At 67.8% G+C, this 22,620-nt stretch carries 22 protein-coding genes; 16 read left to right on the top strand and 6 right to left on the bottom strand.

All coding sequences use genetic code 11. The features are described from left to right. Positions 1-51 precede the first annotated feature (51 nt). The 5 genes from BW971_RS16275 (at position 52) to BW971_RS16255 (ending at position 6,042) form a co-directional block, all read left to right on the top strand. A complete protein-coding gene (locus tag BW971_RS16275; RefSeq protein ID WP_076481762.1) occupies positions 52-1,410 on the top strand; it encodes a HAMP domain-containing sensor histidine kinase in 1,359 nt (452 codons plus the stop codon). After that, a complete protein-coding gene (locus BW971_RS16270; RefSeq protein ID WP_083710154.1) occupies positions 1,407-2,012 on the top strand; it encodes a hypothetical protein in 606 nt (201 codons plus the stop codon). The genes BW971_RS16275 and BW971_RS16270 overlap by 4 nt, the downstream gene beginning before the upstream one ends. 36 nt (positions 2,013-2,048) lie before the next feature. Continuing rightward, positions 2,049-2,474, top strand: coding sequence for an HIT family protein (locus tag BW971_RS16265; protein ID WP_076481757.1), 426 nt, complete (start codon positions 2,049-2,051; stop codon positions 2,472-2,474). A 158-nt stretch (positions 2,475-2,632) separates the two neighbouring features. Continuing rightward, entirely contained in the window at positions 2,633-3,853 is a 1,221-nt protein-coding gene (locus BW971_RS16260) for a bifunctional glycosyltransferase family 2/GtrA family protein (protein ID WP_083710178.1), read from the top strand. Beyond that, positions 3,850-6,042 carry a glycosyltransferase family 39 protein gene (locus tag BW971_RS16255; protein WP_076481608.1) on the top strand — a complete coding sequence of 731 codons (2,193 nt, stop codon included), beginning with the start codon at positions 3,850-3,852 and terminating at the stop codon, positions 6,040-6,042. Before BW971_RS16260 ends, BW971_RS16255 begins: the two co-directional genes overlap by 4 nt. A 25-nt stretch (positions 6,043-6,067) precedes the next feature. On the opposite strand, the gene BW971_RS16250 is transcribed toward BW971_RS16255, so the two are convergent. Continuing rightward, positions 6,068-6,433 (bottom strand): VOC family protein, encoded by a 366-nt coding sequence (locus BW971_RS16250; protein WP_407701229.1) that lies wholly within the window; start codon positions 6,431-6,433, stop codon positions 6,068-6,070. Positions 6,434-6,506: 73 nt separating this feature from the next. Between BW971_RS16250 and purD the strand changes: the two genes are divergently transcribed. From purD to purB, 4 genes are all read left to right on the top strand, one after another. After that, positions 6,507-7,766: a phosphoribosylamine--glycine ligase gene (gene purD, locus BW971_RS16245; RefSeq protein ID WP_200799456.1), complete on the top strand. Its 1,260-nt coding sequence runs from the start codon at positions 6,507-6,509 to the stop codon at positions 7,764-7,766. A 22-nt stretch (positions 7,767-7,788) separates the two neighbouring features. Continuing rightward, on the top strand, positions 7,789-8,940 hold the full coding sequence (locus BW971_RS16240; RefSeq protein ID WP_076481603.1) for an aminotransferase class I/II-fold pyridoxal phosphate-dependent enzyme: 1,152 nt from the start codon (positions 7,789-7,791) through the stop codon (positions 8,938-8,940). A gap of 59 nt (positions 8,941-8,999) precedes the next feature. Next, positions 9,000-9,608: a TetR/AcrR family transcriptional regulator gene (locus tag BW971_RS16235; protein WP_076481600.1), complete on the top strand. Its 609-nt coding sequence runs from the start codon at positions 9,000-9,002 to the stop codon at positions 9,606-9,608. Between the two features lie 62 nt (positions 9,609-9,670). Further along, positions 9,671-11,104 carry an adenylosuccinate lyase gene (purB, locus tag BW971_RS16230; RefSeq protein ID WP_076481597.1) on the top strand — a complete coding sequence of 478 codons (1,434 nt, stop codon included), beginning with the start codon at positions 9,671-9,673 and terminating at the stop codon, positions 11,102-11,104. A 9-nt stretch (positions 11,105-11,113) separates the two neighbouring features. Here the strand turns inward: purB and BW971_RS16225 are convergent, their stop codons facing one another. After that, the gene (locus BW971_RS16225; RefSeq protein ID WP_076481595.1) at positions 11,114-11,704 is read right to left on the bottom strand and encodes a molybdenum cofactor biosysynthesis protein; all 591 of its coding nucleotides are present in this window, start codon (positions 11,702-11,704) and stop codon (positions 11,114-11,116) included. An 8-nt stretch (positions 11,705-11,712) separates the two neighbouring features. Continuing rightward, entirely contained in the window at positions 11,713-12,585 is an 873-nt protein-coding gene (locus BW971_RS22170; protein WP_159441876.1) for a mycothiol transferase, read from the bottom strand. A gap of 60 nt (positions 12,586-12,645) precedes the next feature. Here BW971_RS22170 and BW971_RS16210 point away from each other — a divergent pair, with 60 nt between their 5' ends. Then, positions 12,646-13,539, top strand: coding sequence for a phosphoribosylaminoimidazolesuccinocarboxamide synthase (locus BW971_RS16210; RefSeq protein ID WP_076481593.1), 894 nt, complete (start codon positions 12,646-12,648; stop codon positions 13,537-13,539). Beyond that, positions 13,536-15,650, top strand: coding sequence for a S9 family peptidase (locus tag BW971_RS16205; RefSeq protein WP_076481590.1), 2,115 nt, complete (start codon positions 13,536-13,538; stop codon positions 15,648-15,650). The genes BW971_RS16210 and BW971_RS16205 overlap by 4 nt, the downstream gene beginning before the upstream one ends. Positions 15,651-15,783: 133 nt before the next feature. On the opposite strand, the gene BW971_RS16200 is transcribed toward BW971_RS16205, so the two are convergent. From BW971_RS16200 to BW971_RS16190, 3 genes are all read right to left on the bottom strand, one after another. Beyond that, positions 15,784-16,668 (bottom strand): DUF559 domain-containing protein, encoded by an 885-nt coding sequence (locus BW971_RS16200; protein WP_076481747.1) that lies wholly within the window; start codon positions 16,666-16,668, stop codon positions 15,784-15,786. A 195-nt stretch (positions 16,669-16,863) separates the two neighbouring features. Continuing rightward, positions 16,864-18,339: a DHA2 family efflux MFS transporter permease subunit gene (locus BW971_RS16195; protein WP_076481588.1), complete on the bottom strand. Its 1,476-nt coding sequence runs from the start codon at positions 18,337-18,339 to the stop codon at positions 16,864-16,866. Next, positions 18,332-18,868 carry a MarR family winged helix-turn-helix transcriptional regulator gene (locus BW971_RS16190; RefSeq protein ID WP_234974434.1) on the bottom strand — a complete coding sequence of 179 codons (537 nt, stop codon included), beginning with the start codon at positions 18,866-18,868 and terminating at the stop codon, positions 18,332-18,334. Before BW971_RS16190 ends, BW971_RS16195 begins: the two co-directional genes overlap by 8 nt. A gap of 112 nt (positions 18,869-18,980) precedes the next feature. Here BW971_RS16190 and BW971_RS16185 point away from each other — a divergent pair, with 112 nt between their 5' ends. The 5 genes from BW971_RS16185 (at position 18,981) to BW971_RS16165 (ending at position 22,590) form a co-directional block, all read left to right on the top strand. Beyond that, positions 18,981-19,466, top strand: a complete 486-nt coding sequence (locus BW971_RS16185; protein WP_076481586.1) for a glutathione peroxidase — start codon at positions 18,981-18,983, stop codon at positions 19,464-19,466. A gap of 107 nt (positions 19,467-19,573) precedes the next feature. Then, on the top strand, positions 19,574-20,287 hold the full coding sequence (locus BW971_RS16180) for a DUF2334 domain-containing protein (protein WP_076481583.1): 714 nt from the start codon (positions 19,574-19,576) through the stop codon (positions 20,285-20,287). Between the two features lie 97 nt (positions 20,288-20,384). After that, a complete protein-coding gene (gene purS, locus BW971_RS16175; protein ID WP_076481580.1) occupies positions 20,385-20,636 on the top strand; it encodes a phosphoribosylformylglycinamidine synthase subunit PurS in 252 nt (83 codons plus the stop codon). Next, positions 20,633-21,313 (top strand): phosphoribosylformylglycinamidine synthase subunit PurQ, encoded by a 681-nt coding sequence (gene purQ, locus BW971_RS16170; RefSeq protein WP_076481578.1) that lies wholly within the window; start codon positions 20,633-20,635, stop codon positions 21,311-21,313. Before purS ends, purQ begins: the two co-directional genes overlap by 4 nt. Before the next feature lie 11 nt (positions 21,314-21,324). Next, positions 21,325-22,590, top strand: coding sequence for a M18 family aminopeptidase (locus tag BW971_RS16165; protein WP_200799455.1), 1,266 nt, complete (start codon positions 21,325-21,327; stop codon positions 22,588-22,590). Positions 22,591-22,620: the final 30 nt, after the last annotated feature.

The raw sequence follows: 22,620 nt of genomic DNA, 5'->3' as shown, positions 1-22,620 counted from the left end.
CGGAACCGCCGGCTGCGCCGGGGTGTCCCGCTGCGCATCTCGCTGGTCGCGATGACCCTCATCCTGGTGGCGCTGGGGCTGACCGTCTCGGGGGTCTCGGTGACCACTGCGATGCAGAACCAGCTGGTCGAACGCACCGACAACGGGTTGCGTCAGGCCGCCGACGGCTGGGCCCGACCCCGGGACACACCGCCACCGACGAATTTCGACGAGGCCGGACCACGTCGCCCGCCGTCGCCCTACTACGTCATGCTGATCCGCTCGGACGGCTCGTCGTTCGAGATCAACGACCCGGGCGGTAGACCCAAGGTCGACGTGGACTCACTCGGATCTCGTCCGACCACCGTGGGATCGGCCGACGGCTCCGACACCCAGTGGCGGGTGGTCAAGGTGGGGTCGAGTTCCGGGACGTCGATCGTCGCCGTGAAGCTCAACGATGTACGTGACACGGTGGAACGGTTGACGTGGCTGTTGTTGGGAGTCGGACTCGGAGTGCTCGTCGTCATCGGCGTCCTCGGTTACCTGCTGGTTCGCACCAGCCTGCGCGGATTGACGCGGGTGGAGAGCACGGCGCACGCCATCGCCGGCGGGGACCTCACGCGACGCGTTCCCGAGGGGCCGCCGAACACGGAGGTCGGCAGACTCGCCGCGTCGCTGAACGTCATGCTGCACCAGATCCAGAACGCGTTCGCGGCCACCGCGGCCTCCGAGGAGGAGGCGCGGCGCTCCGAGGACCGTATGCGACGGTTCGTCGCCGACGCCAGCCACGAGCTCCGCACCCCGCTCACCTCCATCAAGGGGTTCTCCGAGCTGTACCAGCAGGGCGCCATCCCCGACGGTCACCAGGCGATGGCGCGGATCCAGACCGAAGCCAACCGGATGGGTCTGCTGGTGGAGGATCTGCTGATGCTGGCGCGTCTCGACGCGCAGCGTCCACTGGAACGCGCCCACGTCGATCTGTTGTCGCTGGCCGCCGACGCCGTGCATGCCGCCAAGGCCACGGCCCCGCAGCGAGTCGTCGACCTCGAGGTGGTGGATGGTCCAGGGGTGCCGACGGTCATCGGCGATGCGGCGCGGTTGTCGCAGGTCATCGGCAACCTCATCACCAACGCCCTACGCCACACGCCGGACGCCGCCGAGATCACCGTACGGGTAGGGACGATCGGCGACTGGGCCCTGTTGGCGGTCGCCGACACCGGTCCGGGACTGTCGCCGGAAGACCGCGACCGCGTATTCGAGCGGTTCTACCGGGCGGATTCGTCGCGACACCGATCCAGCACCAACGGGGGCAGTGGCCTGGGGCTGTCCATCGTGTCGGCCCTCGTCGCCGCGCACGACGGTCAGGTCGGGGTGGACAGCGAACCGGGTAAGGGTGCCACCTTCTGGGTCAGACTGCCGCGGGTGGAATGACCGACCCCGGCCTCACGCGACCCGCGCACACCCCATCCCGGCAGCCGCTGCCGGGATGGCTGCGCAGGCGGGTGGCCAGGGACGACGCACATCGCCTGCCCGTCGAGCGGGCCGCCGCCCGGGTGTCGGCCTTCGTCTACGGCAACATCCTGGTGCTCGCGGTGGTGGTCACGGTGACGCCGCGGTACGTCGAGGACGGCACCGCCGTCGCGCTGGTGCTGGGCACCACCGTGTCCACCTGGTTCGCGCACGTGTTCGCCGAGTGGATGGCGCACGGAGTGCATACCGCCGCGGACGGTCGGGCCGCCGATCCGCGAGTTGCCCGCGGTCAGCTGATGCAGGAGCTACGCGACTCGGTGCCCATCGTCACCTCGGGCCTGCCGCCGACGGTGATCCTGGGTATCGCCGCGAGTGGTGCGCTCGATCCGCAGTGGGCGCAGTGGATCGCGGCCGGGTGGATCGTGGCACGCATAGCGGGGCTCGGAGTGCTCGTCGAACGGGTCTCGTCGGGGGCGCTCAGTTGGCGCACCCTGCTCGCGGGAATCACCGTGGCCGTGGTCGCGACTGTCATCACCGCGGTCAAAATCCTTCTCACGCACTGAGTCCGGTCACGGTCGGACGCGGGTAGGGTGCTGGCCATGACAACGGTCTTCAGCAAGATCATCAGCGGCGAACTGCCGGGACGCTTCGTCTGGCGCGACGACTCCGTGGTCGCCTTCCTGACCATCAATCCGGTGACCGACGGTCACGTTCTCGTGGTCCCCATCGCCGAGGTCGACCAGTGGCAGTCGATTGATCCCGCGCTCTGGGCGCACCTCACGGAGGTGGCGCAGACCGTCGGCGCCGCCACCGCGACCGCCTTCGATGCGGCCCGGATGGGTCTGCTCATCGCCGGGTTCGAGGTCCCCCATGTGCACCTGCACGTCTTCCCGGCGCACTCGATGGACGAGTTCGACCTCAGCGTCGCGCAGTCGGACCCGGACCCGGCGAGACTCGACGAGGCCCGCACGAAGATCGCTGACGCCCTCGTCGCCGCAGGTCACAGCGACAAAGTGCCCAGTTGATCCGCCCCGCGCAACCCCTCGCCGATCGGCTCACAGGAAGCTGACAGGCGCAGCGCAGAACCGATCCAGCTCACGGCCCGACAGTGGTCGTCATGACAGCAGAAATCGTTGACCACACGGGCTACCGGCCCGAGCCCGAGCCCGATCCGGTGTCGCAGATGACCATGGTCGTCGATCACACCGCGGCCCACCCGCGGCTCGACGTGGTCGTCCCCGTATACAACGAGGAGAAGGATCTGCGCACCTGCGTGCTACGACTGCGCGAGCACCTGCGCACCCAGTTGCCGTACCCGGCGCGCATCACCATCGCCGACAACGCCAGCACCGACCGCACACTCGCCGAGGCCGTCGATCTCGCGGAGAATCTGGACATGGTGCGGGTTGCGCACCTCGACGCGAAGGGGCGTGGTCGTGCGCTGAACGCGACCTGGCGGACCAGTGACGCCGAGGTCGTCGCCTACGTCGACGTGGATCTGTCCACCGATCTCAATGCGCTGATGCCGCTGGTCGCCCCTCTGCTGTCCGGGCACTCCGACGTGGCCATCGGCTCGCGGTTGGCACGTTCCTCGCGGGTCGTCCGCGGCCCCAAGCGTGAGTTCATCTCGCGTAGCTACAACCTCATCCTGCGCACCGCGATGGGGGCACGGTTCTCCGACGCCCAGTGCGGGTTCAAGGCCATCCGGACCGATGTCGGCCGGGCGATCCTGCCTTTCGTGCGGGACACCGGCTGGTTCTTCGACACCGAGATGCTGGTCATCGCCGAGCGGGTGGGACTGCGCATCGCCGAGGTACCCGTCGACTGGATCGACGATCCCGACAGCAAGGTCGACATCGTCAGCACCGCCGTCGAGGACCTCAAGGGGTGCTGGCGCGTCGGTCGCGCGCTGGCTGACGGGAGTCTTCCGGTCGCGGACCTCAAACAGACGATCGGCAGGCCCGAACTGACCGATCCGCACGTGACGGGGGTGCCGCGGGGCATGGTGGGACAGCTGGCCCGCTTCTGCGTCATCGGGGTCGCCTCGACCATCGCCTACGCGGTCTTGTACCTGCTGCTCCACCCGCTGACCGGATCACAGGTCGCCAACTTCCTGGCCCTGGCCATCACCGCGGTGCTCAACACCGCCGCGAACCGCAGCTTTACGTTCCGGATCCGGGGGCGGGAAGGAGCGATGCGGCACCATGTGCAGGGGTTCGCGGTGTTCCTGTTCGGCTGGGCACTGACCGCCGGGTCCCTGTTGGTGCTCCACATGTCGGCACCGGGGGCCAGCAAGCACGTCGAGCTCGCCGTGTTGATCATCGCCAACCTGATCGCCACGTTGACCCGTTTCGTCGCGCTGCGCTGGGTGTTCCGCGCGCATGAGGCCGAGGTGTCCGCATGACCGTGGTCGCCAGTGCGCCGGTGACAGAAGATCGTCCGTACGCTCCCACCGCCCGTCGGCGGTGGGAGCTGTTCGGCGTTGCGACCCTGTTGGTCGGCACCGCCGTTGCGTACCTGTGGAACCTGTCGGCCAACGGATACGCCAACTCCTTCTACTCCGCGGCCATCCAGGCCGGGTCGGTGTCGTGGAAGGCGTGGTTCTTCGGTTCGTCGGATGCGGCCAACTCCATCACCGTCGACAAACCGCCGATGTCGCTGTGGCTCCCGGGGATCGCGGTCCGGATCTTCGGCCTGAACTCGTGGTCGATTCTGGTGCCGCAGGCGTTGATGGGTGTGGCCTCGGTGGGTCTGCTCTATGTCATCGTCCGCAGGTACTTCGGGCCGATCGCCGGTCTGCTGGCCGGCGCCGCGTTGGCGTTGACCCCGGTGGCGGCGCTGATGTTCCGATTCAACAACCCCGATGCGCTGCTGCTGTTGCTGCTGATCGCCGCGGTCTGGGCCACGCTCAAGGGTATCGAGGACGGTCGTGTTCGCTGGATGGTGCTGACCGGTCTGCTGGTCGGGTTCGCCTTCCTCACCAAGCAGTTGCAGGCCTTCCTGATCATTCCGCCGTTGGCCGTGGCCTATCTGGCCTTCGGTCAGAGGACGTGGCCGAAGCGACTCGGTCACCTGTTCGCGTCGTTGGCCGCACTCGTGGTCGGTGCCGGTTGGTGGGTTCTCGCCGTGGAGCTGTGGCCGGCCAGTTCCCGGCCGTGGATCGGTGGGTCGCAGCACAACTCGATCCTGGAACTGACATTCGGATACAACGGCTTCGGACGGTTGACCGGTGACGAGACCGGAAGCGTCACCCCTGGGGGCGGAGGCGCCCGCGGGGGTGCGGCCGCCGAGGCGTTCGGTGGGACCGGCACAGGCGGTTTCGGCGGTTTCGGCGGCGGCGGGGGAATGCCCGGTGGCGGGCGCGGTGGTCCCGGCGGCGGAATGTGGGGCGAGACCGGGTTCTTCCGGATGTTCGAGTCAGGCCAGGGCGGACAGATCGCCTGGCTCATCCCGACCGCGCTGATCCTCGGGATCGCGGCCATCGTGCTGCGCGGCAGAGTCGATCGCCACGACCCGCGGCGTGCCTTCCTCGTCGTCACCGGACTGTGGTTGCTGGTCACCATGGCGGTGTTCAGCTACATGTCCGGCATCTTCCACAGCTATTACACGATCGCCCTGTCGGCGCCGATCGCGGCGCTGCTCGCCGGCGGTGCCTGGACGTGCTGGGAACAGCGTGCGCGGTTCTGGGTGCGTTGTGTGCTGGCGGTGTCGGCGCTGGTCACCGGGGTAATGGCATTCGTGCTGCTCAACCGCACCCCCGATTTCGTGCCGTGGCTCCGCATCGTGGTCCTGGTGGGATCGTTGCTCGCCGCGGTGGTCCTGTTGATCCCGCGGGTGCGGACGGCCGCGATGGCGGCCGCGCTGGTGGCGGTGGTACTCGGGCTCGCCGGGCCGTTGGCGTATACCGCCGACACGGTGAGCACCGCCAAGACGGGGTCGATCATCACGGCGGGACCCGCCGGTCAGGGTGGTTTCGGACCGGGTGGCATGGGCGGTGGCGGTCGGGGTGGCCGCAACCGCGGTGGCTTCGGAATGCCCGGTGGCATGGGTGGCTTCGCACCCGGTGGTCAGGGCGGCCCGATGCAGGGCGGTCAGTTCGGTGGACCGACCGGTACAGGCCAGGGAACTGCCCCCGGACAGGGCACGGTTCCGAACGCCGCTGCCGGTCAGGGCGCGAATACGGCCGAGCGGTCCGCGCGCGGCCGCTTCGGCGGCATGGGTGGTCCCGGTGGTGGGCTTCTCGAGGGCTCCACGCCGTCGAAGGAGATGACCACGCTGCTGGAGACCGATGCGGATCGGTACACCTGGGTCGCCGCGGCGATCGGATCCAACTCCGCGTCCGGCTATCAACTGGCCACCCAGAAGCCGGTCATGCCGATCGGTGGATTCAACGGCAGCGACCCCTCGCCGACGTTGGCACAGTTCCAGCAGTACGTCGCCGCAGGCAAGATCCACTACTTCATCGCGGGTGGGATGGGATTCGGGATGGGAGCCCAGGGCACCGGGTCGTCGATCTCCACGTGGGTGGAGCAGCACTACACATCCACGACAGTGGACGGCGTGACGCTCTACGACCTGACCGCACCCAGGTGACGGGCAGGGTGATGGGTCTGCCGGCTCAGTGGTGCAACAGGCAGAACTCGTTGCCTTCCGGGTCGGCGTAGACGATCCACTGCTGGTCGCCCTGTCCGATGTCGACCCGCCGCGCGCCGTGGGCCTCCAGAAGGTCCGCGGCCGCGGTCTGGTCGGTCGGCCGGAAGTCGAGGTGAACGCGGTTCTTCTCGGTCTTCGGTGCCGTCACCGGTTCGAAGATGATGCCGGGCAGCACCCCGGGTTCGGATTGGATCTCGAATTCTCCGGGACTGTCGTTGACGATGGTCCACCCCAGCACCTCGGCCCACCAGGTGCCGAGGGCGACCGGGTCCAGGGCGTCGACGACCACCTGTTCCCACCGCAGTGTCACCGAGCCCTTGTCCGCGTCCATGGGTCGACGCTAACGCCGACCCATGGTTGACGGCGCGTCATTTTCGCCTACCGTCCCCGGTAGAGTCCGACGCGTGCGAGTACTCGTCATCGGATCGGGCGGCCGTGAACACGCGCTGCTCCTCGGACTGTCCCAGGATCCTGCGGTCACCGACCTGCACGTCGCCCCCGGCAACGCGGGCACCGGCGGGCTGGCCACGCCGCACCGGGTCGACATCATCGACGCCGACGCGGTGGTCGGACTGGCGGGGGAGATCGGTGCCGACCTGGTGGTCATCGGTCCCGAGGTCCCGTTGGTCCTGGGCGTCGGCGACGCCCTCCGCGCGGCCGGGTTCGCGACGTTCGGTCCGAACCGGGCGGCCGCACAGATCGAGGGTTCCAAGGCGTTCGCCAAGGAGGTGATGGCCGCCGCCGACGTACGCACCGCGACCAGTGAGATCGTCGACAACCCAGCCGATCTCGACTCCGCCCTGGATCGCTTCGGGCCGACCTGGGTGGTCAAGGACGACGGTCTGGCCGCGGGTAAGGGAGTGGTGGTGACACCCGACCGGAACGCCGCCCGCGCCCATGCCCGCGACCTGTTGGAATCCGGTCACCCGGTGCTGCTGGAGAGTTTCCTCGACGGCCCCGAGGTGTCCTTGTTCTGCCTGGTGGACGGTTCCACGGTGGTGCCGTTGCTTCCCGCTCAGGACCACAAGCGGGTCGGTGACGACGACCGTGGACCCAACACCGGCGGGATGGGGGCCTACACCCCGTTGCCATGGTTGCCCGACGGGATGGTCGATCGCATCGTCGACGAGGTGGTGGCGCCGGTCGCTGCCGAACTCGACCGGCGCGGCGACCCGTTCTCCGGCCTGCTGTACGCCGGTCTGGCCATCGGTGCCGACGGTCCCGCGGTGGTCGAGTTCAACTGTCGCTTCGGCGATCCCGAGACCCAGGCGGTGCTCGCCCTGCTGGAGTCACCGCTCGGTGAGGTGCTCGACGCGGTGGCCACCGGTCGACTGGCGGAACTGCCCGCGCTGCGATGGCGGGACGGGGCCGCGGTGACCGTGGTGGTCGCCGCCGAGAACTATCCGGGCAAACCACGGATCGGCGACACCATCACCGGTGCCGACGGCGACGGTGTGCTGCACGCGGGCACGGCCGTCGGCGACGACGGTGCCGTGGTGTCCGCCGGTGGTCGGGTGCTCAGCGTGGTAGGGGTTGGCGCCGACCTCGCCGCCGCGCGTTCCCAGGCCTACGAACGGGTGGACAAGATCAATCTGCCTGGCGCACATCATCGTAGCGACATCGGACGCAGCGCCCAGGAGGGCCGGATCAGCATCCCTGAGTAGAGCGGGTCGATACGGTGGTGTGATGCGTAGCGAGTCGGACCGGTCACGGATTGCCATGTTCCACGTCATGGACGTGCTGGCCGAATCGGCGGCCCGACGGTCGGCGGGGCTGCCGGTGTACTCACTCGCCGCCGGTCAACCGTCCACTCCGGCCCCCGCGGCTGTGCGTGCGGCCGTTGCCGACGTGCTCGGCTCCGAGATCCTGGGCTACACCGAATCGCTGGGCATCATGCCGCTGCGCGAGGCCATCGCCGCCCACCACCGCGAACGAGACGGCGTCCCGGTCACCGCGGACGAGGTGGTGGTGACAACCGGGTCCTCCGGGGCGTTCACCCTCATCTTCTTGGCCGCGTTCGACGTCGGCGCGACGGTGGCCGTCGCCCGCCCGGGCTATCCGGCCTACCGCAACACCCTGGCCGCCCTCGGCGCGCGGGTGGTCGAGCTCGACTGCGGCCCGGCCACCCGATTCGTCCCGACGGTCGAGATGCTCGACGAGCTGGACGAACCGCCCGCGGCGTTGATCGTCGCCAGCCCGGCGAACCCCACCGGCACCGTCCTCGATGCCGGCGATCTCGCTGCCCTGTCGGGCTGGTGCGATGCGCACGGCACGCTGTTGATCAGCGACGAGATCTATCACGGCATCAGTTACGGCCGACCCACCGTGAGCGCCCGACGGTTCGGTGACCGATCGGTGGTGGTGAACTCGACCTCCAAGTATTTCTCGATGACGGGTTGGCGACTGGGTTGGATGTTGGTCCCGCCCGAGCTGCGGCGTCCGGTGGAACGGCTGACCGCCAACATGACCATCTGTCCGCCGACACTGTCGCAGTACGGGGCGGTCGCCGCCTTCTCCGCCGACGCCATCACCGAACTCGACGGCCACGTCGCCCGATACGCGCTCAACCGGAGGCTGCTCCTCGACGGTCTCGCCGAGCTCGGGATCACCGATATCGCGCCGCCGGACGGTGCCTTCTACGTGTACGCGAACGTCGAGCACCTCACCGACGATTCGATCGGCTGGTGTGCCGAGGTGCTCGCGTCGACCGGTGTCGCGATGGCTCCCGGCGTCGACTTCGACACCGACGCAGGCAGACACACCGTTAGGATGTCGTTCGCCGGTGGGTCCGACACCATCGGCGCCGCGTTGGAGCAACTCGCCGCCGTCGTCCGCTGATCCCGGTCCCCGCGGTGATTTGACGAATACAGCACCGGGCAAAAGACTGTTTTGGCAGCATGATCGGGGTGACCTCAGCTGCCACCCCCAAGGGTCTCCGTCGCCGCGCCCGGCTCATCGCGGCTGCGGGCGAGCTGCTGATCGAAGGTGGCTACGACGCCGTTCGGCACCGGGCCGTCGCCGAGCGGGCGGATCTTCCACTGGCCTCCACGACCTATTACTTCGAGTCGTTGGAGGACCTTCTCGTCGAAGCCGCCACCCATACCTGTCGCGACGACGAGGAGTGCATTCGCGCCCGCGCCGAGGCGTTGAACAAGCGGCGTCGTGGTGCCGAGGCCACGGCTGAGGCCCTGGCCGAGGTCTTCGTCGGTCCCGACACCACCCGCCGGGCGCTGACCAACCGGATCGAGACGGTGGTGTTGTCCACACGGTGCGCACGCCTCGAACCGTTGCTCGACGAGCGGCGCAAGATGCTCGCCGGGTTGCACGGGGATGTGCTGGACAAATGTGGCCGGGTCGCCGATCCCGGTCGGATCGCGCAACTGATGGCGGTCGAGGACGGCGCGGTGGCGGGCGCGTTGGCCGACGCAACCGACGACGTCGCCGAAGCCACCCGCCTCGCGCTCACCGACCTGGTGGATGTGTTGGCCCCGGTCGCACCCGAATGACGGCATCCGGCTGATGGTCGCCCCCGCACCGGGCTTGGTGGGCCACCGGCCATACTGGGGCGGTGTCTGACAGCAAGCCGGTGATCGGCGACGTCCTCGCGAATCGGTACGCCTCGGTGGAATTGGTGCGGCTCTGGTCGCCCGAGCACAAGATCGTCCTGGAACGGCAGCTGTGGATTGCGGTCCTCACCGCCCAGCGGGAACTCGGCGTGGACGTGCCCGACGGAGTGATCGACGACTACCAGCGCGTGCTCGACCGGATCGACCTCGCCTCCATCGCCGAACGCGAACGGGTCACCCGGCACGACGTCAAGGCGCGGATCGAGGAGTTCAACGCGCTGGCGGGCCACGAACACATCCACAAGGGGATGACCAGTCGCGACCTGACCGAGAACGTGGAGCAGTTGCAGATCCTGCGCTCGCTGCAGCACGTACACGGCCACGGTGTCGCGATGCTCGCCCGGCTCGCCGACCGGGCCGCACAGTATTCCGCGGTCGCCATGGCGGGCCGGTCACACAACGTCGCCGCACAGGCCACCACGTTGGGCAAGCGCTTCGCATCCGCGGCCAACGAACTGCTGGTCGCCCTCGATCGGGTACAGGAGCTGATCGACCGCTACCCGTTACGTGGGGTGAAGGGCCCGATGGGTACCGCGCAGGACATGCTCGACCTACTCGACGGCGACGCGGACAAGCTGTCCGCGTTGGAGACCCGTATCGCCGAACACCTCGGCTTCGCCCACGTGTTCTCGTCGGTCGGGCAGGTCTACCCGCGGTCGCTGGATCACGATGTGCTCTCGGCGCTGGTGCAGGTGGGTGCCGGTCCGTCGTCACTGGCCCACACCATCCGCCTGATGGCGGGTCACGAGCTGGTCACCGAGGGATTCGCGCCGGGACAGGTCGGTTCGTCGGCGATGCCGCACAAGATGAACACCCGCAGTTGCGAGCGCGTGAACGGTCTGCAGGTGGTGCTGCGCGGCTACGCCTCGATGGCGGCCGAACTCGCGGGCGCCCAGTGGAACGAGGGTGACGTGTTCTGTTCGGTGGTGCGCCGTGTCGCGCTGCCCGACGCCTTCTTCGCCATCGATGGTCTGATGGAGACGTTCCTGACCGTGCTCGCCGAGTTCGGTGCCTATCCGGCGGTCATCGCCAACGAGCTGGACCGCTACCTGCCGTTCCTCGCCACCACCAAGGTGCTGATCGCAGCGGTACGGGCGGGTGTCGGCAGGGAGACCGCCCACGAGGCCATCAAGGAGAACGCCGTCGCGGTGGCGCTGGCCATGCGCGAACAGGGGAGAGCGCCCGATCTGCTCGACCGGTTGGCGGCCGACCCGCGGCTGCCCCTGGATCGCGACCAGCTCGCCGCCTTGCTGGCTGATCCGTCCGCGTTCACCGGTGCCGCGGGCGAGCAGGTGGCCGAGGTGATCGCCGCGGTGCAGACGGTGGTCGACCGGTACCCCGCCGCCGCCGCGTACGTTCCGGCACCGATTCTCTGAGTCGCGGGCTCAGCGATCGGCGAGGGGTTGAGCCCGCCGTACCTGATCGGCCGCTCGCGTCGCGTCGAGCTCGACGTCGCAGCGGATGATCGCCGGGCCCACGTGCAGCACACCCGACGTGAGAGGTCTGGTGCGCAACCCGCCGCGACCGATCAGCGCCTTGCGGGTGCCGTCGCCTGCCGTCGTGTCCATCCACGAACACGGGTGGGCCGGCCGCCCGCCCACGAACCGCACCGCATCGGGCCCATCCGTCCGGAGGTCGACGGCCGTCTCGATCTCGAACTCGCGACCGCGCAACGGGTCGAGCTCCAACCCGCGCACCATCACATTGCGTCGGGCGACCACGGGGTCGGCACGGGTCCCGGTGGCCTCCCACGCCTCCAGGGCGAGAAACGTCACCGCCGCCTCGGTGTGCGCCCGGACGCCGAAGAACCGGTCACCGCGAATACCTTTGTCGGCCACGACCTCCACCCGATCGGGAGCGTGGGTCTCGGCGTCGTCGGGCGGCCCGTCCTTGGCCCGTCCGAAGTACGCGTGCCGCGGGGACACCAGCAGCGAGACCACCTCGAATCGGTACTCGCACAGCAGGTCGGTGGGCATGCCGTCGGTCAGGACACGCCCGCGCGCGAGGCCATACCAGCGACGTAGGCCGCCTGCCCGAGGTGTTGGTCGGCGTCGTTGATGACGCTGACCAAGCGCACCCCGGCTGTCACCGGCGGATCCCAGTTGTCGTCCACCACCCGCTCGAGCTCCTCGTCGGTCACCCGGTTCAGGTATTCGAGGGTCTTGGTGTGGACGGCATCGTGGTACTCGCGGAGCAGATGTGGTTCGACGTCGACCTGCCCCACCTCGGCGGCGCTCTGCGCGTAACCGGTGGCCCAGTCGTCGAACGGCAATGCGAACCGGTCCCGCCACTGCGGCCAGGCCTGCTCGGCCTCCGCCAGTCCCGCCACGTGGTCGTCCTGCACCCGGCTGAGGTGCCACAACAACCAGGCGATGGTGTTGGCCTCGGGATCGGGGCGGTAGGTCGCCTCGCCGCGAGACAAGCCATCGGTGATGTCGACCACCAGTTCCTGCACCCGTCCGAAGGCGTCGATGAGCAGGTCGCGGGCCGCGGGATGATGTCGGGTCATGAGGATGCCTCTCCGGTGGGGTTGGCGGATGGGGATGCGGGTAGCTTCACCGTGGCCGAGGTCGCGGTCCGGGGCGGCCACGTCGCGGACCAATCGCTTGAGGGTGACGATGTCGGGGAAGCCGCTGTCACGCTTACGGTCCCACACGCGATGGGATTCCTTTCGATCGGCCGAGGTCACCTCGACGACGAAGACGCCACCGGTACCCGGTCGCAGGGCGACCTCGCCGAGTTCGGTGCCGAAGGTGTTCAGCAGCTCGGCCGCCATCCATTGCGCCCGCAGCAACCAGTTGCACAACGTGCAATAGGTGATGGTTACCCGTGGTCGGTCGCCGGTAGCAGTGTCCACCCGCTCCACTGTAGTGAGCGCGGGCGTGGGCTCGCTGGTGCCGGGCACTAGCCTGAGAGGATGCGCCCGGAACTGGAGTCGTACCCGCACCTCGCCTCGGGCAAGGTCCGGGAGCTGTATGCGATCGATGACGAGACCCTGTTGATGGTCTCCTCGGATCGGATCTCTGCCTTCGACCACATCCTGCGCACCCCGATCCCCGACAAGGGACGAGTCCTGACCGCGATGTCGTTCTTCTGGTTCGATGCGCTGGGGCTGGAGAATCACCTCGTCGGCGGTCCCACCGACGATCGGATCCCCGCGGCGGTGCTCGGCCGGTCGATGGTGGTGCGCAAGTTGGACATGCTCCCCATCGAATGTGTCGCCAGGGGTTATCTGACGGGGTCGGGTCTGCTCGACTACCGCGCCGAGGGCAGCGTATGCGGTATTTCGCTGCCACCCGGTCTGGACGAGTCGAGCCGGCTGCCGGAGATCCTGTTCACCCCAGCGGCCAAGGCCGACCTCGGCCATCACGACGAGAACATCTCCTTTGCGCAGGTGGTGGAGACGGTCGGCGCCGAGCGTGCCGCGCAGCTGCGGGACGCCACCCTCGACATCTACGGCCGCGGTGCAGATCTGGCGCGCGGTCGGGGGATCATCCTCGCCGACACCAAGTTCGAGTTCGGGATCGGTTCGGACGGGGGACTGGTCCTCGCCGACGAGGTGTTGACGCCGGACTCGTCGCGATATTGGGCCGCCGACACGTGGGCCGCCGGGCGTGTGCAACCCAGTTTCGACAAGCAGATCGTTCGTAACTGGTTGACCGGAGACGATTCCGGGTGGGATCGGACGGGCACCGAGTCGCCGCCCCCGTTGCCCGACGACGTCGCCGAACGCACGCGTGAACGTTACGTAGAAGCCTATGAACGCATTTCGGGCCTCTCCTTCGCGGAGTGGCCGGGAGGAGAACAGTGAGCAGCACAGCACCGTCGCGGTCCGACGCCCCGGTGGCGAAGAAGGTCGACATCACTCGCACCCATCACGGCGACACCGTCGTCGACGAGTACGAATGGTTGCGCGACAAGGACGACCCCGAGGTCATCGACTACCTCGAACAACAGAACGCGTTCACCGAACATCACACGTCGGGCCTGGCCGAGCTGCGCGGCCAGCTGTTCGACGAGATCAAGTCGCGGACCCAGGAGACCGACATGTCGGTCCCGAGTCGTCGCGGTGACTGGTGGTACTACTCGCGCACGGTCACCGGGCAGCAGTACGCGGTGCGTTGCCGGTGCCCGATCAAGGGTCTGGACGACTGGACCCCGCCGGCCGTCGAGCCGGGTTCGGCGGTGGTGGGCGAGCAGATCCTCCTCGACGCCAATGTCGAGGCGGAGGGGTTCGATTTCTTCAGCCTGGGCGCGTTCTCGGTCAGCGACGACGGAAATCTGCTGGCCTACAGCGTCGACACCACCGGCAACGAGCGGTACACGTTGCGGTTCAAGGACCTGCGCACCGGTGACCTGCTCGACGACGTGGTCAGCGACACCGCTCCAGGGGCGACGTGGTCGGCCGACGGTGAGCACGTGTTCTACCAGACCGTCGACGCGTCGTGGCGACCCGACACCGTCTGGCGCCACGACCTCGGTGCGGGAACACCCGATGCCACGGTGTTCCACGAGCCCGACGACCGTTTCTGGGTCGGGGTGGGTGGTACCCGCAGTGACAAGTATCTGATGATCACGCTGGGCTCCAAGATCACCTCCGAGGTGTTGGTGCTGGAGGCCGACGACCCGACCGGCGAGTTCCGGGTGGTGCTGCCGCGTCGCGAGGGCGTGGAATACGGTGTCGAACACGCGGTGATCAACGGTGCGGACAAGTTCCTCATCCTGCACAACGAGAACGCCGAGAACTTCGCGGTCACGGTGGCGCCGGTCGACGACCCGTCTGGCGGTGAGGTGTTGGTCGAACACGATTCGGCCATCCGGATCGAGGACATCGATGCCTTCGCCGACCAGCTGGTCCTCAGCTATCGTCGAGACGCTCTGCCGCGGATAGCGATAGCCGATCTCAGCAAGCGGGACGTGGTGTTCGACGAGGTCGAGTTCGATCAGGAGTTGTGCTCGGTGGGGCTCGCGGCGAACCCGGAGTGGTCGGCGCCACGGCTGCGGATCGGCTACACCAGCTTCGTCGACCCCACCGAACTGTTGGAACTCGACGTCCCCACCGGGGAGCGGATCCTGTTGAAGCGACAGCCGGTGCTCGGTGGGTACGACCCCGCGCAGTACGAGGCACACCGGGAATGGGCGGTGGCGCAGGACGGCACCCGGATTCCGCTGTCGATCGTGCGTCGTCGCGACGTCCAGCGCCCCGCACCGTTGCTGCTTTACGGGTACGGGTCGTACGAGGCGAGTATGGATCCGTCGTTCTCGGTGTCGCGTTTGTCGATGCTCGACCGCGGGGTGGTGTTCGTGATCACCCATATCCGTGGCGGTGGCGAGATGGGCAGGCACTGGTACGACAACGGCAAGACGCTGACCAAGAAGAACACCTTCACCGACTTCGTGGACTCCGCACGGTATCTGGTGGACGCTGGGTGGACGACCCCGCAGCAGCAGGTCGGCATGGGCGGTTCGGCGGGCGGGTTGTTGATCGGCGCGGTGGTCAACCTCGCCCCGGAGTTGTTCAACGGGATCGTGGCCGCGGTGCCGTTCGTGGACCCGTTGACGTCGATCCTGGACCCGTCGTTACCGCTCACCGTGATCGAGTGGGACGAGTGGGGCAATCCGTTGGCCGACGCCGAGGTGTACGAGTACATGAAGTCGTACTCTCCGTACGAGAACGTCGGGGAGAAGGACTATCCGGCGATTCTCGCCATCACGTCGCTCAACGACACCCGAGTGCTGTACACAGAAGCGGCGAAATGGGTTGCCCGGCTGCAGGAGAGAACCACCGGTGAAGCACCGATTCTGCTGAAGACGGAGATGCAGGCCGGCCACGGCGGGGTCAGCGGACGCTACAAGCAGTGGGAAGAAGTCGCCTTCGAGGACGCCTGGATCCTGCGGCAGACCGGCGCGGTACACCCCTGACGTCGAGTGGGCCCTCGTTCACGTCGAGCGGGCCGTAACCAGCGTCGAGCGTGCCGTTGTTGACGTCGAGTGGGCCGTTGTCGGGATCGAACGTGCCGAGATCCGTGCCTCGGGTGCCGTCGTCGACTGCAGATCAGTGGTCGGGCTCCCACCCGCGTTGTCTCAGCGCTTCCGCAATCCCCTCGATGACCGCTCCGGGCTCGGCGGCCAGACGCGCACCCACCACTCGCACGACGCGCCAACCGACCTGACCGAGCTGTTCGTCGCGAGTTCCGTCAGCGGCTCGTTGATGCTCGGCGGTGTGGAAGTCGACGCCGTCGAATTCGATGCCGAGTTTGTACCTGCGGTAACCGAAGTCGAGACGCGCGATGACGACACCGGTCACCCCTTGTACGACGATCTGTGTCTGAGGTCTGGGTAGCCCGCGGGTGATCATCACGTGGCGTAGCCAACTCTCGCCCGGAGACTCGGATGCGGGATCGATGTGCTTGATCAGTTCGCGGATCTGCCATATCCCTCGCCGTCGCGGGCGGTCGCGGATGTACGCCCACAGCTCGACGAGGTCGATACCCGTGGTGCGCACGAGGTCGTCGAGCCTTCCCAGTGCTCGCCACTCCGGCGGTCGGCGGCCGATGTCATAGGCCGTCCTGATGGGAGTGGTCACCGGAATCCCGCGGATGGTCTGGACATCGGCGGGCTCGAGACACGTGCGTATGATGCGCACCTCGTTGCGTCGCCGCCCCTGTCCTGTTGCAGGGCGGATCAGTTCGACGTCGGCGTCGCGATCGAAGTACTGCACGCCGTGCAGGATGGCAGCACTCATCCCCGCGACCACGGCATCGGGACCGGCGCGGAGCCAGGCCGCATAGATGCGATCGAACTCCGACATCGATGAATGCGGTTCCACATAGATGCCGCGATGCAACCGTCGATAATCGCGTCCCAGCGCACTGGGTGACAGTCCACGTGACGAACAGAAGGCGGCGTCAGCGGTGAACGGCCGTTGTCGAGCTGTCATGGTCGTGAGACGCGCGCATGTGCTCGGCGGTTCCACGGGCCGGGTGAAGACGACGGCCCGCTCGGCGTCGACTACGGCCCGCTCGACGCTAGTTGCGGCCCGCTCGACGTGAACGACGGCCCACTCGACGTCTCGACGCGGAACGACCCGACAGGTGAACCTGCCGGGTCGTTCCGCATCCTGGTCGAGGTGCCGTCAGTGCATCATCACCGGGGCGGCGGGCTCGCCGTCGGCGTCGGTGTGCACCGACACCTTCTTCCGCGGCAGGAAGAACGCAGGCGCCAGGCAGACCACGATCAGCACCACCGCGACGATGAACGTGTCACCGAATGCGCCCGCCATCTTGTCGGCGGTCGGGGGCAGGCCGATCGACTTGAGGTTGCTGGCCAGGATCACGGAGATGATGGCGGTGCCGATCGACGCCGCGGTCTGCTGGACCACGTTCACCAATGTCGAACCGTCGGCGACCTTGTCGGCCGACAGCGTTGCCAATGCGGCGGACATCATCGGCATCATCGACATGCCCATACCCAGACCCTGCACGAAGAGTGCCGCGCCCAGCAGCCAGTACGACGTCCCGGCACCCAGGAACATGAAGACACCCATCCCGATCGCGATCAGGACGATGCCGGCGAGCACGAATTTGCCCGGGCCGATCTTGTCGGTCATCCGTCCGGCAACCGGCATGGTGATCATCGCGCCCAGACCCTGCGGTGCGACCAGCAGACCCGCCATCAAGGTCGACTCGCCACGCACTCCGATGAAGTACTGCGGGAACAGTAGTGAGGCGCCGAAGAATGCGATGAGGAACAGGCTGAAGGTGACCACGGTCCAGCTCAGCGTCTTGTTGCGGAACAGCCGCAGGTCGATGAGTGGGTTGTGGTTGCCCTTGCGCAGCGCGTGCGCGATGAACGCGATGATCAACAGCGCACCGATGACCATCGGGATGAGCACCTTGGCGGCCAGGAAGGTGCCGGCATCGTTGCTCGAGGACACGCCGAACAGGAACACGGCCAGACCTGGTGACAGCAGTAGCAGTCCGATGAAGTCGAACGGTGGGCGGCTCGTCTCGTCGTCGTTGTCCAGGACGTAGGCGGCGTAGAAGAAGGCCAGCACACCGATCGGCACGTTGATGAGGAAGATCCAGTGCCAGGAGACGTACTCGATCAGGACGCCACCCAGAATGGGGCCCATGATCGGCCCGAGCAGCATCGGGACACCGAGCACGGCCATCACCGAGCCGACACGTTCCGGACCGGCGGCCCGGGTGAGGATCATCATGCCGACCGGCATCAACATGCCGCCACCGGCACCCTGCAACATCCGGAAGGCGACCAGCGACCCGATGTTCCAGGCGAAGGCACACAGCACCGAGCCGAGGACGAACAACACGAGCGACGTCAGGTAGACCTTCTTGGTGCCGAATCGGGCAGCCGCCCAACTCGACAACGGGATGACGGCGGCCAGCGCGAGGGTGTATCCGGTGGCGGTCCACGCGGCGCCGGACGCCGAGGTGTGGAACACGGTCTGGAAGGTGTTCTGGGCCACCGCGACGACGGTGGTGTCGAGGATCGACATGATCGCGCCGAGGACGACGACCACCGCGATCTTGATGACTCCCGCGTCGAGCTTGTTGTCGGCCGGTGGCGCGGCCGAAGAGGGTTCAGTCATGGTTCGCTTTCTTGATCAGGGATTCTGCAAGGGCAGACCCGGGAAACGGGAGAAACTCACCGTCGAGCACCGAGGCCAGCACGTCGTGGAACCGAGTACGCAGCTCCACCGGTAGTCGTGTCACGAGATCACGCAGTTGATCGTCCTTCTTGTCGATGTGCTGAGCAACCTCTTTTCGACCCTGCTCGGTGAGCGAGATCCGTTTGATGCGGCGATCGTGTTCGTCTTCGCGACGGTCGACGAAACCGGCGATGACCAGCTTGTCGATGGTGCGCCCGGTGGCGGCCAGGGACAAGTGCAATGCGTCGGCCAGCTCGTTGAGCGGAACCGGGCGGCCCTTGCCGGTGAGGATGGCCATCGCCTTGAACTGCGAGACGGTCAGTTCCGTCTCCAGGAGGTTGTCAAGGGTCTCCACGTCACTCGAGCACATCAACCGGGTGAGGAATTCGTGCATCAACCGGTAGGTGTCGTCGGCACTCGCCTCGGGTGACGACGTGACCTCGTCGTCGGCGCGCAGAGTACTTGTCACCGGTCAAAGGTAAACCCGATGCAACTATTGCGGAAGCGTCGACGACTGTGGGCTGGGACACACGACGGGAGGTCGGACCGGACTCCGGCGTCGCGTGGCTACGCTGGCGGTCATGGCCGACCTGACGACGATTCCGCTCCGCACCCTCGGAGGCGACGACACGACGCTCGCCGCCTTCCCCGGACCGATCCTGCTGGTCAACGTGGCGAGCAGATGCGGGTTGACCCCGCAGTACGCCGGTCTGGAGGCGCTCGCCGAGCGGTACTCCGGCCGCGGTCTGACCGTCGTGGGGGTGCCGTGCAACCAGTTCATGGGTCAGGAGCCGGGAACGGCGGAGGAGATCGAGACCTTCTGCTCGACCACCTATGGCGTCACCTTCCCATTGCTGGAGAAGACCGAGGTCAACGGCGACGCGCGGCATCCGCTGTACGCCGAGGTGACCAAGGCGACCGACGCCGACGGTGAGGCAGGCGACGTGCAGTGGAACTTCGAGAAGTTCCTCATCGACGGGGACGGCACCGTGGTCAACCGGTTCCGTCCGCGTACCGAACCAGAATCCGCCGAGGTGGTCGCCGCCATCGAGGACGTGCTCGCGTAGTTCCCACCCGGCCGCTGCGGCCGTCGCGACCACTGTGTCCGGTCAGTACAACTCCCGTCCATGTCGTCGCAACCGGCTCCTCACCTGCGGGTCGCACACTCCCACCTGTGACGAGTCAACTGTTGGTGTCGGTGTCCGGGATCCGGGACACCACCCGTGACGCCGCGGTGTCGTTCGCGGCATCGATGGACAAGCGCGACGTCCCGCTGTCGCTCCTGGTCTCGCCGCGACTGAAGCACGGCTACCGGCTCGCCGACGATGCGACCACCGTGGCCTGGCTGCGCGAACGTCGGTCGGGTACCGACGCCATCGTGCTGCACGGGTACGACCAGGCACCCACCAAGCGGCGCCGCGCCGAATTCGCGGTCATCGGCGAACACGAGGCGCGACTGCGACTGACCGCAGCGGATCGGGTGTTGGAGACCACCGGGCTGCGGACCCGTATCTTCGCCGCCCCGCGCTGGAGTGCCTCACCGGGTGCCATCGCGGCCCTCCCGCAGGCCGGGTTCCGGGTCAACCTCGGTTTCACCGGCATCGACGACCTGCGCAGCGGTGACCACGTGCGCGGCCGCGTTCTCGGGATCGGCGACGGCTTCCCCGACGAGCGCTGGTGGTGTCGGGTGCTGACCCGCAGCGTCGCCCGCACCGCGCGTCGCGGTGGGGTGGTGCGACTGTCGATCGCGGCCAAGCACCTGGAGACGCCGATGGCCAGGCACACCCTGTTGGACTGCATCGATCTGGCCCGTCACCACGGTCTACAACCGGTCACCTACCGCCGTCGCGAGAACGCAACCGGCGGCCGGGACACCTCGGCGGCCTGAACCCGCGGTGGCTTCGGTGCCGCCCGCCCGACGCCCGCTCGGCGGCTCCCGGCCGGTACAGTCAGCAGCGAAATCCAGGCTGAGAGGGAGCCCGCTGATGGCACGTGTGGTGGTCGAAGTGATGCCCAAGGCCGAGATCCTCGACCCGCAGGGTCAGGCGATCGTCGGTGCGCTGGGGCGTCTGGGATTCGACGGGGTCGGCGAGGTGCGCCAGGGGAAACGCTTCGAACTCGAGGTCGACGACTCGGTCGACGACGTCGCTCTGGAGCGCATCGCCGCGGAACTGTTGGCCAACACCGTGATCGAGACGTACTCGGTGCGCCGGGTCGCGGACGCGCCCGCATCATGACGGCGCGTGTCGGGGTCATCACCTTCCCCGGATCGCTCGACGACGTCGACGCCGCGCGGGCCGTCCGGTTGGTCGGGGCCGAACCGGTCGCACTGTGGCACGGCGACGCCGATCTCCACGACGTCGATGCGATCGTGGTACCCGGTGGGTTCTCCTACGGCGACTACCTGCGTGCCGGGGCCATCGCCCGGTTCGCGCCGGTGATGGGGTCGGTGGTCGACGCCGCCGCCCGCGGTGTCCCGATTCTGGGGATCTGCAACGGTTTCCAGGTGCTCTGCGAGGCCGGCCTGCTCCCCGGGGCGCTGACCCGCAACGAGGGACTGCATTTCATCTGCCGCGACCAGTGGCTCACCGTCGACGCCACGTGGACGGCGTGGAGCACCCGGTTCGAACAGGGCGCACAGATCCTGTTGCCGCTGAAGTCGGGTGAGGGGCGCTACGTCGCATCGACGGAGAAGCTGGAGGAGCTCGAAGGGGAGGGTCGCATCGTGTTCCGCTACGCCGGTGACAACCCCAACGGTTCGATGCTCGACATCGCCGGGATCTGCAGTGAGGACGGCCGCGTGGTCGGGTTGATGCCACACCCCGAACACGCCACCGAGGCGCTCACCGGACCCAGCGACGACGGCCTCGGCCTCTTCTACTCCGCGCTGGACGCAGTGCTCGCCACCGCGTGACCGGCACGGGTATGACGAGCACCGCGACCGCAACCGGGCTCGGTGCCTTCGTCGACGCGTCACCGTCGCCGTATCACGTGTGCGCCTCGGTCACGGCTGCCCTGGATGCCGCCGGTTACCGACACCTCGACGAGGGAGCGAGCTGGGACACCGCGACCGGTCGGTTCTACGTCGTCCGCGGTGGTTCGGTCATCGCCTGGGACGCCACCGCGGCCGACGCGGCGTTCCGTGTCGTCGGCGGCCACACCGACAGTCCCAACCTCCGGGTCAAGCAGCGCCCGGATCTGCGGTCGGCGGAACTGTCCATGGTCGGCCTGGAACCCTACGGCGGCGCCTGGCTGAACTCCTGGCTCGATCGCGACCTCGGGGTGTCCGGTCGGGTGGCGGTGCGGGACGGCGCGACCGTGCGCCAACACCTGGTCCGCATCGATGAGCCGGTGCTGAGGGTGCCGCAGCTGGCCATCCACCTGTCCGAGGACCGGCGCGGTGTCAGCCCCGACCCGCAGCGGCATCTGAACGCCGTCTGGGCCGCCGGAGACATGCCGCAGTCGTTCCTCGACTGGGTCTGCGAACGATCGGACCTCCCGGCCGGATCGGCACTCGGCTGGGAACTGATGACCCACGACATCAACCCCGCCACACTGTCGGGTGCCAACCGCGAACTGCTCAGCGTGGGTCGCCTGGACAACCAGGGCACCTGCTATGCGGGCCTCCGTGCGTTGCTCGACGGTGAGACCGCGGAGCACACCCGGGTACTGGCGCTGTTCGACCACGAGGAGGTCGGCAGTGGGTCGAGCAGCGGTGCGGCGTCAGAATTCCTCGTCAGCACCCTGGAACGGATCGTGCTGGCGGGGGGAGGGGACCGCGCCGAGTACCTCCGACTGGTGGCAGGCAGCGTGTGCGCCTCGGGTGACATGGCGCACGCCACCCACCCCAACCAGCCCGACCGGCACGAACCGGCCCACCGGATCGACATCAACGGCGGACCTGTCCTCAAGGTGAACCAGAACCTGCGCTACGCCTCCGACGCCCGCGGTGAGGCCGTCTTCGCGTTGGCCTGTGCGCAGGCCGGTGTGCCGCTGCAGCGGTACGTGCACCGGGCCGACCTGCCGTGTGGCTCCACCATCGGGCCGATCACCGCCACCCGCAGCGGATTGGCGACCGTGGACGTCGGTGCTCCGCAGCTCGCGATGCACAGCGCTCGCGAGGTGATGGGCGTGGAGGACGTCCGGATGTACTCCCTGGCGCTGCAGGCATTCCTCACGCCCGCGGCCTGATCCGGACTGACGGTCCCGTCGCGGTTCGCG

It is taken from the genome of Williamsia sterculiae (assembly GCF_900156495.1).
GTDB classification, from domain to species: Bacteria; Actinomycetota; Actinomycetes; order Mycobacteriales; family Mycobacteriaceae; genus Williamsia_B; species Williamsia_B sterculiae.
Note: the sequence above shows the minus strand (reverse complement) of the source record. Positions and strands in the feature narration are given on the sequence as shown.